The organism is Streptomyces sp. NPDC050528 (assembly GCF_044457795.1).
Lineage (GTDB): Bacteria > Actinomycetota > Actinomycetes > Streptomycetales > Streptomycetaceae > Streptomyces.
Genome location: NZ_JBITHH010000018.1, coordinates 151,037 through 164,499, shown reverse-complemented (window position 1 = coordinate 164,499; position 13,463 = coordinate 151,037). Strand labels below are relative to the sequence as shown.

General features: G+C 68.9%; 12 protein-coding genes and 1 tRNA gene. 7 read left to right on the top strand and 6 right to left on the bottom strand.

All coding sequences use genetic code 11. The annotated features are described in order from the left end of the window. Positions 1-192: 192 nt before the first annotated feature. Positions 193-726: a DinB family protein gene (locus ACIBK4_RS44835; protein WP_399004955.1), complete on the bottom strand. Its 534-nt coding sequence runs from the start codon at positions 724-726 to the stop codon at positions 193-195. Positions 727-1,382: 656 nt separating this feature from the next. Here ACIBK4_RS44835 and ACIBK4_RS44830 point away from each other — a divergent pair. Then, complete coding sequence (locus tag ACIBK4_RS44830; protein ID WP_399004953.1) at positions 1,383-1,928, top strand: hypothetical protein; 546 nt, start codon at positions 1,383-1,385, stop codon at positions 1,926-1,928. Between the two features lie 185 nt (positions 1,929-2,113). On the opposite strand, the gene ACIBK4_RS44825 is transcribed toward ACIBK4_RS44830, so the two are convergent. The 3 genes from ACIBK4_RS44825 to dcd form a co-directional block, all read right to left on the bottom strand. Continuing rightward, complete coding sequence (locus tag ACIBK4_RS44825; RefSeq protein ID WP_399004951.1) at positions 2,114-2,458, bottom strand: hypothetical protein; 345 nt, start codon at positions 2,456-2,458, stop codon at positions 2,114-2,116. 147 nt (positions 2,459-2,605) lie between these two features. Continuing rightward, positions 2,606-3,115, bottom strand: coding sequence for a phosphoribosyltransferase (locus tag ACIBK4_RS44820; RefSeq protein ID WP_399004949.1), 510 nt, complete (start codon positions 3,113-3,115; stop codon positions 2,606-2,608). A 2-nt stretch (positions 3,116-3,117) separates the two neighbouring features. Beyond that, entirely contained in the window at positions 3,118-3,693 is a 576-nt protein-coding gene (gene dcd / locus ACIBK4_RS44815) for a dCTP deaminase (RefSeq protein ID WP_266770151.1), read from the bottom strand. A 557-nt stretch (positions 3,694-4,250) separates the two neighbouring features. Between dcd and ACIBK4_RS44810 the strand changes: the two genes are divergently transcribed. Then, positions 4,251-4,324: transfer RNA gene (locus tag ACIBK4_RS44810), tRNA-Gly, on the top strand. Between the two features lie 72 nt (positions 4,325-4,396). On the opposite strand, the gene ACIBK4_RS44805 is transcribed toward ACIBK4_RS44810, so the two are convergent. After that, on the bottom strand, positions 4,397-6,034 hold the full coding sequence (locus tag ACIBK4_RS44805) for a serine hydrolase (protein ID WP_399004946.1): 1,638 nt from the start codon (positions 6,032-6,034) through the stop codon (positions 4,397-4,399). Between the two features lie 168 nt (positions 6,035-6,202). On the opposite strand from ACIBK4_RS44805, the gene ACIBK4_RS44800 reads away from it, so the two are divergent. Both ACIBK4_RS44800 and ACIBK4_RS44795 read left to right on the top strand, forming a co-directional pair. After that, positions 6,203-7,411 (top strand): MFS transporter, encoded by a 1,209-nt coding sequence (locus ACIBK4_RS44800; protein WP_399004944.1) that lies wholly within the window; start codon positions 6,203-6,205, stop codon positions 7,409-7,411. Positions 7,412-7,575: 164 nt separating this feature from the next. Next, complete coding sequence (locus ACIBK4_RS44795; protein ID WP_399004942.1) at positions 7,576-10,236, top strand: glycosyl hydrolase; 2,661 nt, start codon at positions 7,576-7,578, stop codon at positions 10,234-10,236. 40 nt (positions 10,237-10,276) lie between these two features. On the opposite strand, the gene ACIBK4_RS44790 is transcribed toward ACIBK4_RS44795, so the two are convergent. Then, positions 10,277-10,522 carry an acetyl-CoA synthetase gene (locus tag ACIBK4_RS44790; RefSeq protein ID WP_399004940.1) on the bottom strand — a complete coding sequence of 82 codons (246 nt, stop codon included), beginning with the start codon at positions 10,520-10,522 and terminating at the stop codon, positions 10,277-10,279. A 115-nt stretch (positions 10,523-10,637) separates the two neighbouring features. On the opposite strand from ACIBK4_RS44790, the gene ACIBK4_RS44785 reads away from it, so the two are divergent. The 3 genes from ACIBK4_RS44785 (at position 10,638) to ACIBK4_RS44775 (ending at position 13,423) form a co-directional block, all read left to right on the top strand. Beyond that, on the top strand, positions 10,638-10,766 hold the full coding sequence (locus ACIBK4_RS44785) for a hypothetical protein (RefSeq protein WP_399004938.1): 129 nt from the start codon (positions 10,638-10,640) through the stop codon (positions 10,764-10,766). A gap of 259 nt (positions 10,767-11,025) precedes the next feature. Continuing rightward, entirely contained in the window at positions 11,026-11,193 is a 168-nt protein-coding gene (locus ACIBK4_RS44780; RefSeq protein ID WP_399004936.1) for a hypothetical protein, read from the top strand. Positions 11,194-11,287: 94 nt separating this feature from the next. Beyond that, positions 11,288-13,423, top strand: a complete 2,136-nt coding sequence (locus tag ACIBK4_RS44775) for a PQQ-binding-like beta-propeller repeat protein (protein WP_399004934.1) — start codon at positions 11,288-11,290, stop codon at positions 13,421-13,423. The last annotated feature ends 40 nt before the right edge of the window (positions 13,424-13,463 follow it).

The window sequence follows — 13,463 nt, the reverse complement described above, 5'->3', positions numbered from 1 at the left end:
GCCTGGCGGCCTATACGGTCGCGGAAGCCGTCACAGCCGTTCACGCAGGTCAACCATTGAACCGTCCTCAAATGCCCGCAGCTTCCCAAGCTCAGGGTGGAGCGCGAAGACGCCCAGGAGCCAGTGTGTAGGGCATGGGGCATCTGGACTGTACTTCCCGTGCCCGTGGCGCACTCGAAAACCCAGCTGGACTCAGCTCTGCGTACTGCCGTCGATGAGCTCGCGGATCACGTCCGCGTGGCCGCTGTGTTGGGCGTATTCCCTGATCATGTGCATCATGATGCACCGCACGTCGAGATCCCCAAATCGATGGTGCGTACAAACATCGTCCAGTGAAACCCCGGCGAAGATCTCGCGGCTGCGCTCGCAGGCGGCCAGATAGCGCGCGACGTCCTCGGCCAGGGTCGCACCGTCGTCCACCAGGAAGTCACCGTCCTTGCGCTTCGGCCAACCGAAGGGCGCGGGTTCCTCGCTCTGCTTGATGACGTCGACAAACCAGACGAACTCGACCTTGGTGAGGTGTCGCACCAATCCGTGCAGGGTGGTGAGGGACGGAACGACACGCTGGGCAGCCTGTTCCTCGGTCAACCCATCGAGCTTCCTCAGCAGCTCGGCGCGATGATAGTCGAGCCACCCTGCCAAGGCCTCACGTTCAGGCGCGATGGTGCGCAGGTCGACGGGCTTGAGCGGCGAAGCGAAGGTCTGCGGCCCAGAGGCGTCATTCATGGGTGCATTGTCGCAGGCAAGGTCAACGCCCGACCCTGACGGGGACATCCTGCTGTACAGCACGAGACCCCTCGATGATCTATCGAATGGGCTCTTTCTTTGGTCTACGGGGTACCCGCAGTTCAGACCGCTTCCCTGTTCGGCTTCGCCGCTTCCCCCGACCTAGGTACCGGAGGCAACACACTCCAAAGCTGCCAGCCACCACGCTTCCGCCATCGTGGCTGACTGTCGTCGGCGGCATTGAGATCATGCCGCCATGACAGATGGATCAAGGCGTCCCCTGACCGAGCTTCGGCAAGGCGAGACACTCCAAGCAACGATCACCAGTCACCAGCCTTGGGGCCTCACGGCGAAACTCAACGGATACGAGCCAGTGGGCGCCTCGCTGGACATGATTCGCCGCGGCAGCGAGCCGGGAGTGCAGCACCTCGCGCAGGAGCTGCCAACGGTCGGGGCGACTGTCGACCTCGTCGTAGGCGAAGTGCGTGCGTGGGACCACAAGCCGTGGATATGGGTAGACCTCACGGCGCCCAGTCAGGCCGAAGACTGAACGTGCCCCCGGCGTCTCCGATCGAGCAGGAATGCGCAGGGAATGTGGGTGGGGGAATCCGGAAATCAGTTGTGGCTGCGGCATGTCCATGCGAAAAGCTGTGGGCATGATGCGACCCGCGCGTGCGCTGCTCCCCCTTTTCCTGCTGCCAGTTCTCCTCACGGGATGCGACGCGGACAAGAACGGCGGGACGGCCGCCGACGGCGCCGACCTCGACGCCGCCGCGCGCGTCTGGGGCGTGGCGCCGGAACTCGTCTATGTCACCAAGGTCTCCGGCTACACCGTGTTCCAGGCGTCGGTCGGCGAGTACGAGGACGAGTTCGTTACCGCGTACAGATCCGAGGTGGGTGCCACCAAGTTCGGCCTCTTCGCAGGTCACGGCACCCTGACAGCGGAGAGCTGCCCCAAGCAGCCACTGGGCGAGGTGTCGGACAAGCGGGTCACTTGTGAGCACGACGGCGATGCCTGGTACCGCAAGGCAGGTGGCAGCCACGAGTACGCGGTGCCCATAGACGCCGTAGTGGTTCATCTGATCGCGGACGCGGACAAGGTCGACCGCGCCGTTCTGCGTAAGGCGGCCGAGGCGGTCCACCGCCCGGACGACACCGAGTTGGCGGCGCTCCTGCCAGCCACCGACGGCGCGGACACATGAGAGAAGGGGCAAGGTCTCCTCGCTTGCCGCCATTCCCCGGCCGAGTTGGCCAGGTTGGCTGGATCAGGAGTAGAAGCCTCGACCGTATTCGTCCCGGCTCAGACCGAAGTCGTGAGGTGATGTCGGCAGTCGACACCCAAGGCGGGGAATCCTCAGCTCACGCCCGCAACAGCCCAACCTCGCTCCTAGAGCGGTGACTTCCTGACCAGCGGCAGCGACCAGCCGGCACAGGCCACCAGTGCGCTGCCGTCCTCGGTGATGAAGAGCAGGGTGGTCCATTTCCGGTCGGCAGCATCGATCAGCCCTGTGCGCACGGGTTGGCCATGTTCGCGGACGAGCTGCACTGCTCGTTCCAGCCCAAGAGGTTCGAGTCCGTGCAGCCGCATGCGCCGAAGACGGCGATTGAAGACTCCAGCATGCTGGCCTGCGGGTTGTGCCCGGTCCGCCACCCAGTAGGTAGCGCCACTCCGGAGGGTGGCCAGAGCGATCACGGACGCCTCGTCGTCACCGGCCAACAGCGATTCCAGCACACGCCGTTCCATGATCACCCCCGCCGGGATCCTGCAGTACAGCAGCCAGGTACCGCAACCCCAACAATCGCCCGCGTATCGGGACAGCAAGAGAGTCCCTCGCCGATCCAGCGAGGGGCTCTCTCAGAGCCCTGGAGAAGGTACAGGTCAGAGCGCTTCTTTTGACGGCGTGATCGGCTCGCCCGACTTACGTACTACGGGCAACACACTCCAGGGGAAGTTGATCCACTCGTCGGTGCGCTTCCACACGTACTCGCACTTCACCAGCGACTGCGACTTCTCGTAGACGACCGCGCTGCGGACCTCGGCGACGGTGTCGAGGCAGAAGTCGCGGACCAGTTTGAGGGTCTTGCCGGTGTCGGCGACGTCGTCGGTGATCAGGACCTTCTTGTCGGAGAAGTCGATCACGTTGGGGACGGGCGCGAGCATGACGGGCATTTCGAGGGTGGTGCCCACGCCCGTGTAGAACTCGACGTTCACGAGGCTGATGTTCTTGCAGTCGAGGGCGTAGGCCAGGCCGCCGGCGACGAAGACCCCGCCGCGGGCGATGCTCAGGATGACGTCGGGCTCGTAGCCGTCGTCGGCGATGGTCTGCGCGAGTTCGCGCACGGCGACGCCGAACGCCTCGTAGGTCAGGTTCTCCCGTACGGCGCTCATGCTCACACCTGCGTTCGGTGGAAGTTGAGGAAGGAGCGGGAGGCGGTCGGGCCGCGCTGGCCCTGGTAGCGGGAGCCGTAGCGCTCGCTGCCGTAGGGGAACTCGGCCGGTGAGCTGAGCCGGAACATGCAGAGCTGGCCGATCTTCATGCCGGGCCAGAGCTTGATGGGGAGCGTCGCGAGATTCGACAGCTCCAGCGTCACGTGGCCGGAGAAACCCGGGTCGATGAAGCCGGCGGTGGAGTGTGTGACGAGCCCGAGGCGGCCGAGGGAGGACTTCCCTTCGAGGCGCGAGGCGAGATCGTCGGGGAGCGACACGACCTCGTAGGTCGAGGCGAGCACGAACTCGCCGGGGTGGAGGATGAACGGCTCGTCGCCCTCCGGCTCCACCAGCCGTGTCAGATCCGCCTGTTCGACGGACGGGTCGATGTGGGGGTAGCGGTGGTTCTCGAACACCCGGAAGTAGCGGTCGAGGCGCACGTCGACACTGGACGGCTGCACCATGGATTCGTCGTAGGGATCGATCCGGACCCGCCCGGCGTCGATCTCGGCCCGGATGTCCTTGTCTGAGAGAAGCACGCCCCGAGGATACGCAAGACGCGCGGACCGACCACAATCGGACGGACCCGCGCGCCAGCGACTACTGCGATACCGCTGCTGCTACTCCTGGTATTTCTCCCGCGACATCTCGGGCTGCTTCTACTTCTACTGCTTCTCCAAGGTCACCAGCACCACACTGCGGAGCCGGGCACACCGTGGACACCGCACGAGCCGGCCAGGGCCGAGCCGCTCCGCCTGCTGCATCGGGAACGAAGCGGTACTGAACACGTGCCCATCGGCACATCGGACGACGGTGCGCTCCATCAAGTCCATGAGTCCCTTCCCCAAGAGCCGCGCCCGACTGCTGCTCGCCGGACGCCAAATGCCACATTACGGGATGAAAGGAACGACTCTCCAGGCGGCACTCCGGTCCCACCCAGACCCTCTTCCACCCCTCCACCGTACGCCCCAACTCCGGCCCACCGCAGCCCCGTCGCCCGCTCCGTAACGCAGTCGAGCCCCACGGCCTCAGCGCCCGGGGCTCGACATGCGGTACAGTGACGGAGCGTTCCGACACCGGTTCAACCGGCGTTTTCGCGGGTGTAGTTTAGTGGTAGAACATCAGCTTCCCAAGCTGAGAGTGCGAGTTCGATTCTCGTCACCCGCTCCAGATTGAAGCCCCAGGCCAGCCGCCTGGGGCTTACGTATTGGTGAGTGGGGCGGTCGGCTCTGCCCGCAGGGCCTAGTCGTTTCTCGTGAACGTGCCGAGGCCGGTCGTGTCGAGGTTCTCGATCCGGACCTTGTCGGCGCGGCCGCCGGTTCCGACGGTGAAGGTCACGCCGGAGAGGCCGACGGCCATTTCGCCGGTGGTGCGGTAGCTGAAGGTGTCACCGTCGTAGTGGCGCAAGGGGAACCGTTGCTTCTTGGGCCCGAGTTGCATGGTGAGTTCGTTGCCCTGGACGCTGACGGTCATCGGGCCGTAGTAGTCGTTGGCGTACGTTCCGGTGTAGGCGCTGTTCGCCTTCGCGGGTGCGGGCGAGGCCGGAGGCTTGGCGTAGTCGACCTGCGACTCTTCCCCGTGCAGGGATTGCTTGAAGACCGGCCCGAGGAACGCCAGCCAGTCGACGGTCGGCCCGCCCGTCTGCGCGGTGTCGAGGAACGTGGAGGCGATCGCCTCGGGCACGCCGATGGGCTCGCCGTTGGTCAGGACGACGATGCCGAGCTTCTCCGAGGGCAGCAACGCGACGTTGGTGGCCGCTCCCAGGGCGAAGCCCCCGGAGTGGCCGAGCTTCAGCCTGCCCTGGTCGTCGTAGCTCACGTTCCAGCCGAGCCCGTAGAACCCTGCCCTGCCCGCGGGCGAGTGCGGCGGCGTGGAGACCATGTGCGGCAAGTGGGTCTGCTCCAGGGCGCCGGCGTCGACTACTTGTCGGCCGTCAAATTTGCCGTTGCCCAGTTGCAGGCGCAGCCACTTCGTCATGTCCCGGACCGTGGAGCTGGCCCCGCCCGCCGGGCTCTGGGCGTCCGGGTCGCGCACGTACTCGGCGCGCCAGGTGTCCCCGGTCTTCACATGCAGGGCCGCCTTGTTGCCCGCTTTCTCGTAGTCGGCGAAGGAAGAGCTGGTGGAGTCCATGCCGAGCGGCCGGTACAGCTTCTCGTCGGACAGCTTCTCCCAACTGGTACCCGCCGCTCGCGCGGCAGCGACGCCGGCTTCGGTCAGACCGAAGTTGGTGTACGCGTAGTGGGCACGGAAGGGGGCCGACGGTTCGTAGCGGAGGTGGTCCAGGATGTACGAGCGGTCGTAGCCCAGGTCCTCCAGGAGGTCTCCGGCGTGGTCGGGCAGTCCGCTGCGATGCGAGAACAGGTCGGCCAGCGTGACATGGCGGGTGACCCACGGGTCCTTGAGCTTGAAGCCGGGGGTGTGGTCGACGACCGGGTCGTCCCAGCCGACGGTCTTGTCGCCCACGGCCGCGGCGACCACGGTGGACGCGAGGGGCTTGGAGACCGAGGCGAGCTGGAAGACGGTGTCCGCTCCGACCTTGTCCTTCGTGCCCGCCTTCCGCAGGCCGAAGCCCTTCAGATACAACACCTCGTCGTTGTGCACCACGCCCACGGCGACTCCGGGCACACCGGTGCGGCGCATGGCGTCCCGTACGACGTCGTCCAGCTTGCCCACGGCGGTCTCGACCTCGGCCCGGGTGATCTGTGCCGGTGGCTGGGCGGGTGGGACGGTGGGCAGCGGTGAGGTCGCGACGGCCGCGCGCCCGGCGACGGTGGTGTCGGCATCGGACCCCCCGCTACAGCCGACGGCCAGTGCCGCCACCAGGCCCAGCGCAGCGGCGGAGCGAAGGGGGCGGGGGCCTGCGGTGTCGAGTCGGGGCATGTCTTCCATGGAAGTCCCAGCCCCGGCACCTGTCGCGCCTGGGCGGGCCGTTCGGGGGTCCGGCATACCGCCGTCACGCCCCATGTGAAACCCCCAGGTCCACGACCCGGGGGTTCTTTGTTGTGCGGACCCTGCCACGCTCCACCGTTCGCCGGAGATCCTGTACCCGTGACCGATCCCAGCAGCACCCCGCGACCCACCGGGCGCCGCCCCGCGTGGCTGACCCACAACGTCAAGGTGCTGTGCGGGGTGTCCTTTCTCCAGGACGCGGCCAGCGAGCTCCTCTACCCGATCCTGCCGATCTTCCTGACCGTGGTGCTGGGTGCTCCGCCCGCCGCGGTCGGTGCGATCGAGGGGGCGGCCGAGGGCGCGGCGTCGATCACCAAGGTGGCCGCCGGGCGCCTCGCGGACCGGTTCGACCGGCGGCCCCTGATCGGTGCGGGGTACGGGCTGGCCGCGGTCGGCAAGCTGCTGATCGCGCTGGCGACCGTCTGGCCGCTGGTGCTGCTGGCCCGCGTCACCGACCGGCTCGGCAAGGGCATGCGCGGTGCGCCCCGCGACGCCCTGCTCGTCGAGGGTGTCCCGAAGGGGCAGCGCGGCAGGGTGTTCGGTCTGCACCGGGCCGCCGACACCGCCGGCGCGGTGGTCGGCCCGCTCGTCGGGCTGGTCCTGTACGAGGCGCTCGACCACCGGCTGCGCCCGCTGTTCTGGATCGCCGTGATCCCCGCCGTCGCATCGGTCGCACTGGTCGCCGCCGTCCGCGACCCCCGGGCCAAGGGGACGGGCGGCTCCTCGACCCGGACCGCACGCACGCCCTGGCGGTCCCTGCCGCGCCCCTACTGGCGGGTCCTCGCTGTGCTGCTCGCCTTCAACCTGGTCAACTTCCCCGACGCGCTCCTGCTGTTGCGCGCCCATGACCTGGGCCTCTCGACGGCCGGGGTGGTGGGCGCCTACGCGGTCTACAACCTCGTCTACGCCGGCCTGTCGTACCCCGCCGGAGCACTGTCCGACCGACTGCAGCGCCCGCTGGTCTTCGCCGCCGGCCTGGTCTTCTTCGCGATCGGCTATCTGGGCCTCGGCCTGATCCACAGCCCCTGGGCGGTGTTCGTGGTCCTGCCGCTCTACGGCGGTTTCGCGGCCTGCACCGACGGCGTCGGCAAAGCCTGGATCTCCACACTCGTCCCCGACCGCCAACAGGGCACCGCACAGGGCCTGTTCCAGGGCGCCACCGGCGCGGCCGTGCTCCTCGCGGGCGTGTGGGCCGGGCTCGCCTGGGGCACCGACGGCCACCTTCCGCTGCTGGTCTCCGGCGGCATCGCACTGGCCCTCGCCGGTGTCCTGCCGGTCGTCGCCCGCGCGCGGACCGCGCCCCGCTGACCGCAGGTCCCCGACGAAGGCGCGACGATTCGGTGAACCGGTCGGCTTCCAGCCATCTGTAGTGACAGGTTCTGGTCAAGGACTGTCCAAATGCCGGACTCCTCCCGCCGCCGGTGGTCGGGTCGTCCCGACGGCTGTATCCATGCCCGCTCGGGAGGACTCCGGTGTCAGTACCGACCCGCAAGAGACGTTGGTTCACGATCTGCGCCATCACCGCATCCGCCGCACTCGTGGCGATACCCGCCGGCGCCGCGCCCGGCTCGGGCGGCACCCCCTTCGGGGTCCGCGCACTGGCTCAACTGGCCGCCGAACGAGGGCAGTCGGTGGGTGCCATGAGCCCGAGCGCCAAGGCCGACGACGACGGCGGCGGTGATGACGGCAACGAGGCCGACGAGATAGCCGAGGGCGCCGACCAGTACGCCGAGGCCCGCACCTCACCCGGCATCGTCGCACCGGGCGCGTACGGCGCCGCCTGGACGAGTCTCACCAACCTGCGCAGCACCGGCGGCAGTTGGCGGAACATCACGAACCTGCCGTACAACTCCGACGACCCGCGCTACCGCGACTACGACTCCAACTCCAGCGGCGGCTCGGGCAATGTGACCGGCCGGATGGCCGCGATGGCCGCCGACGACGACGGGTACGTCTACGCGGGCAGCGCGGGCGGCGGCGTGTGGCGCTCCCGGTCCGGGGGCGGGCACTGGCAGCCCATCAGTGACCAGCTGCCCGCCCAGTCCACCGGCGCGCTCGCGCTGGAGGGTACCGGGCGGCTGTGGCTGGGCACCGGCGAGGCGACGACCAACGCGGACGCGTATCTCGGCAGTGGCGTCTACGTCCTGTCCAACCCCCGGCACAGTACGTTCTCGACCCGCAGCCGGGTCGGCGGCGACGAGCTGGAGTCCACCACCATCCACGAACTGCGCTTCGGCGGCGGCAAGGTGTGGGCGGCGACCAGCGAGGGTGTCTGGAGCCACTCCACCAAGACGCTGAAGGGTGCCTGGAAGCTGGAGTTCGCGCCCAACCCGGCCTATCTGCCGGGTGGTTCACTCGCGAACGACGACTCGGCCGCGTACAAGAACATCGCCAACGACATCGCGATCGACCCGAAGGACCCCTCGAAGGTGGTCCTCGCCGTCGGTTGGCGCAGCGGTGACGACTACAACGGCTTCTACACCAAGGTGAACGGCGCCTGGACCCGGATCACCAGCGGTCTCGGTGACCTGCCCGCCGACGCCGACAACGTCGGCAACGTCACCTTCGCCCGCTCCGCCGACGGCTCGCGCTACTACGCCATCGACCAGTCCCCGGAGCAGCTCAACACCAACCCGGACAGCGGTCTGGAGGGCATCTACGTCTCCAAGTCCGGCTCTCCGACCGGCCCTTGGACGAAGATCGCCGACTACAAGGGCCTGGCCGCCGACGGTTCGGCGCTCACCTCCAGCGGCTACATGCCCGGCGTGCAGGCTTGGTACAACCAGTTCCTGACCGTCGACCCCGCCAACGCGGAACACGTCTACGCGGGCCTGGAGGAGGTCTACGAGACCAAGGACGGCGGCACCAACTGGTCCACGGTCGGCCCGTACTGGAACTTCGGCTTCCCCTGCTGGAGCATCGACCCCACCAAACAGACCGGCGACTGCAGCCCGACCACCCACTCCGACCAGCACGGCGTCGCGATCGGCAGCTACCACGGCAAGAGCTTCGTCTACGTCGGCAACGACGGCGGCGTCTACAAGCGCCCCCTCAACGGCTCCCAGGACGCCTCCGGGCACGCCACCGACTGGACCTCGCTCAACGACGGCACCATCGACACCCTCCAGTACTACTCGGTGGGCGTCGGCAAGGACCTGACCTACGGCGGCGTCTCCGTCACCGGCGGCCTCCAGGACAACGGCCAGTCGATCCTGCGCAGCAACGACACCGTGATGGGCTCCGACTTCGGCGGCGACGGCGGTGACACGCTCACCGACCCGGCCAATGGGTGCAACATCGCCGAGGAGTACGTCTATCTCGCCATCCAGGTGACCCAGAACTGCGCGATCAACGACGGGAGTTGGGTCACCGACCCCAGCAAGGTCACGTCGTACAACGTGGCCCCCGCCGACAACGCCACCGGCGAGGCCCGCTTCATCGCCCCGATCACGGCCGACATGAAGAACAGCTCGACCTGGATCGCCGGCGGCCGGCACATCTGGGTGCAGACCCACGGTTACGCCATCCGCAGCGGCGACGAGTGGACCAGCGTCTACGACCTCGGCGAGGGCCGTACCGCGACCGCCGTCGCGGCCTCCGGCGGCAAGGTGTACGCGGCCTGGTGCGGGCCCTGCAACAACCAGGGCTTCGCCCGCGGCATCTCCGTCGGCAACGCGGACGGCACCGGCTGGCACGACATCACCCTCCCGGCCACCGGCGCGGACGGCACCGTACCCAACCGCTACCTCGCCGGTTTCGCCGTCGACCCGAAGAACGCCGACCACGTCTACCTCGCGGTCAACGGCTTCTCCCGGCACTGGACCGAGGGTCCCGGCGCCGGCGTGGGCCACGTCTTCGAGTCCACCGACGGCGGCACCACCTGGAAGGACATCTCGAAGAACCTCCCCGACGTGCCGACGAACTCCGCGGTCGTCACCCCGAACGGCGGCCTCGCCGTCGCCACCGACCTGGGCGTTGTCTACCGCGCGCCCGGCCGTACGACCTGGGAGCGCGTCGGCAGCCTCCCGGCCGTCGCCGTACTCCAGTTGAAGCTGAGCCCGGACGGCAAGACGCTGTACGCGGCCACCCACGGCCGCGGCATCTACACGATCGGCGTGCACAACCTCCGCTGAGCCGGGGGTAGTTGGAGGGGTGGTCCCGGCTCGTCCGGGGTCACCCCTGCGTCGTGTACGGCACCACGCTCAGGTGCAGGGTCAAGGCGACCCGCGCCGCACCCGCCAGATCCGGTGCCTTCGCCGACGCGGTGACCTCCGCCGTACCGCCCCTCGTCCCCGCACACCGCAGCGAGGCGTGGACCGTGCCGTCCGTGTCCACCCGCCAGCCGGACGCGAGGACGAGGCCCGGCGCGGAACTCCGCACGGCCGTCCACCGCTTGTCGTCCGTCCGAGGTCGCAGCACGAGCGACACCACGGTCCCGGGCCGCACACAGATCCGCCGCACGACCGCGTCACCAGGACTGACGGTGACCTGCGCGTGTCCGGCGGCACAACTCCCCGGTGGAGAGGAGGAGTTGGTGGCCGACGCCGACGGGCTTCCCCCGGTCGGCGCTCCGGATGTGGGCGTCGGCGCACCGGCCGACGGCCCTGCCGGACCGCTGCTCTCCGACGGCCCGCCCGCCGGACCACCGCCCCCCGACGCGTGACACCCCGCCAGGACGACCACCACGGCGACCATCCATCCCCCGGCCCCGGCCCACCACCGCATCCCAGCACCTCCCGGTCCACGCGTAGGACCACCAGCATGCCCCCGAGGGCGCCGACCGATTTCCCCAGGACAGTGAATTCAGTGGAATTGGCGAGTAATTCGCGAAATGCATGAAATGCACAATGGGCCGAATTTCCTTGATCCCTGTAATATTGATCGCGGTCGACCGAGTCGGGCCCGAGGGAGGTGTTCGAGTCGTGGTGCTCTTCCTGCTGCTGGTCCTCGTGGCCGTCGTCCTGGGAATCATCGGCGTGGCAGCCGAGGGTCTGGGCTATCTGCTGGTCATCGGCATCGTGGTCCTGGTGGCCGACGTGGCCTTCGCCGCCGTACGGCTGTCCCGGCGCAGTCGGCGCCCTCTCCGCTGACAGGCGACATCGTCTTCACCCCACATCGCGCGAGTTTTTCGAAGCCCTACTCTGATCCCGTGACGCAGGCCGGCACTGGGAAGGATGATCGGCGATGACGCCCCTGAACACCGGGGATCCGGAGTCCATAGGCGGCTATGCCCTTCTCGGTCGGCTCGGGTCGGGCGGTATGGGGGTCGTCTATCTGGGGGTCTCCCCCTCGGGGCGGCAGGTCGCGGTCAAGGTCGTGCGGGGGCCGTATGCCCAGGAGGAGGAGTTCCGGACGCGCTTCCGGCAGGAGATCGCGGCGGCCCGCAGAGTGAGCGGTGCCTTCACCGCGCCGGTCGTGGACGCCGACCCGGACGCCGACCAGCCGTGGATGGCGACGCTCTACGTGCCGGGGCTCAATCTCGCCGAAGTCGTGCGGAGGGACGGCCCGTTGAGCCTGCGGGAGCTGCGCGCGCTGGGGCTGGGGCTCACCGAGGCGCTGCGCGACATCCGGCGGGCGGGCCTGGTGCACCGGGACCTCAAACCGGGCAACGTCCTGATGACCGAGGACGGGCCGCGCGTCATCGACTTCGGCATCTCGCGGGCCTCCGACCACCAGAGCCTCACCACGACCGGGCGCATGATCGGCACCCCGCCCTTCATGTCGCCGGAGCAGGTGTCCTCGCCCCGGGACGTCACCCCGGCCTCGGACGTGTTCTCGCTGGGGTCGCTGCTGGTGTTCGCGGCCGTCGGCACGGGACCGTTCGACGCCGACAGCCCGTACATAACCGGCTATCAGGTGGTGTTCGGGACCCCGGACCTCGGCGGCGTACCCGAAGCGCTGCTCGGCATCGTCGAGCGCTGCCTGGACAAGGACCCCGCCGCACGGCCGGAACTGACGGACATCCACCGCATGCTCCAGGCGCTGCCGGAATCCGACACCACCGGGTCCCCGCGCACCGGGCCGTCCCCCGGCCCCCCGCGCGGCCCCGCTTCGCCGAACACCGGCGCCACGACCGACATCAGCAGCGGCAAGCGACGCCGGACCCGGACACTGCTCACCGGCCTCGGCGCGGTGCTCGCCCTCACGGGGCTGTGTGTCGGGCTGGGTGTCTTCGTGTCCGGTTCGGACGACACCGCCACCGCCACCACTTCTACGGCCACCACGCAGGCCGCGTCATTGCCCGCCGGCTGGCGGCCCTGGCAGACGGCGTTGACGTACGACGTGAAAGGCATCCCCCTCGAATACAACAGCCTCGGCTGCGTGGCGGAGGGGAGCGCCCTGTTCTGCGGCGGTACGGGGTTCACCGCCGCCAGGGTCGACGCGGCCTCCGGCCGTATGCAGTGGCGGACCGGAACCCGCCCTCAGGGGGCGCGGCCGATCGGGGTCCGCGACGGGCTGGTCTATGTGTACGAGGATCCGGACGACAACACCAGGCGCGTGGTGGCCGTCGACGCCACGACCGGGCAACGGCGCTGGCAGCGCGACATCAACAAGTCCGAGGACGCGGTCCTGTACGACGGCGGGCTGCTGACCATGTCCCCCGACTACGCGTCCTTCGTGGCCTACGGGCCGTCCGGCAAGGAACTGTGGCAGGCACCCTCGCTGGACGAGTACTGCACGCCGTCGGCACTGGGCGGCGCCCCCTACGCCCTGTGCTCGAAGGGCAACGAACCGGGCCAGGCCCCGGTCGAGTTGATGAAGCTCGGCCCCGACAGTCTCACCGAAACGGCCACGCTGCCCCGGAAGGCGGAAGCGCTCGGCGCCGTCGGCGGGCAGCCCCTGTTCCTCGCCCCCCGGACCGCCAAGGACGTGTACGAATCCGGGTACGAACGGCCGTACAACGCCCTGCTGTTGGTGGCCTCGGGAACCGGGCAGGTCAGGCGGATACCGCTGGCGCATGTGCTGACCGGTGCGGCCACCCTCGTGGACGGCGTCGTCTACTTCGTCCGGTCCGACGGGACGGTCACCGCGGTGTCGGCGGACAGCGGCAAGCAGCTCTGGCAGAAGGCGACGGACGTGGAGAGCCTGTCCGCGCCCGCGGTGTCGACGACGTACAAGCGGGTCTATTTCGCCAATCGCTTCGGCCGGCTGCTGGCACTGGACAGCCGCACGGGGGCGGAGGTCTGGCGCACTTCGGCGCTGGACGACCCCGGGGACAAGGTGCAGAGCTATCCGCCGGGCGTGCTGCTCGTCAAGGACGCGATCGTGGCGACGGCGGGCGATACGGCGTTCTCCCGAAGCCCGGCCGGGCCCGGCTGACCGGTGTGACGCGGCTCACGTAGAAGGGAAAACCGGCGGC

Excerpts from the sequence above, each read along its gene's own strand:
- ACIBK4_RS44835 (WP_399004955.1), bottom strand. The coding sequence starts at position 726 with ATGAATGACGCCTCTGGGCCGCAGACCTTCGCTTCGCCGCTCAAGCCC.
- ACIBK4_RS44830 (WP_399004953.1), top strand. The coding sequence starts at position 1,383 with ATGATGCGACCCGCGCGTGCGCTGCTCCCCCTTTTCCTGCTGCCAGTT.
- ACIBK4_RS44820 (WP_399004949.1), bottom strand. The coding sequence starts at position 3,115 with ATGAGCGCCGTACGGGAGAACCTGACCTACGAGGCGTTCGGCGTCGCC.
- ACIBK4_RS44805 (WP_399004946.1), bottom strand. The coding sequence starts at position 6,034 with ATGCCCCGACTCGACACCGCAGGCCCCCGCCCCCTTCGCTCCGCCGCT.
- ACIBK4_RS44775 (WP_399004934.1), top strand. The coding sequence starts at position 11,288 with ATGACGCCCCTGAACACCGGGGATCCGGAGTCCATAGGCGGCTATGCC.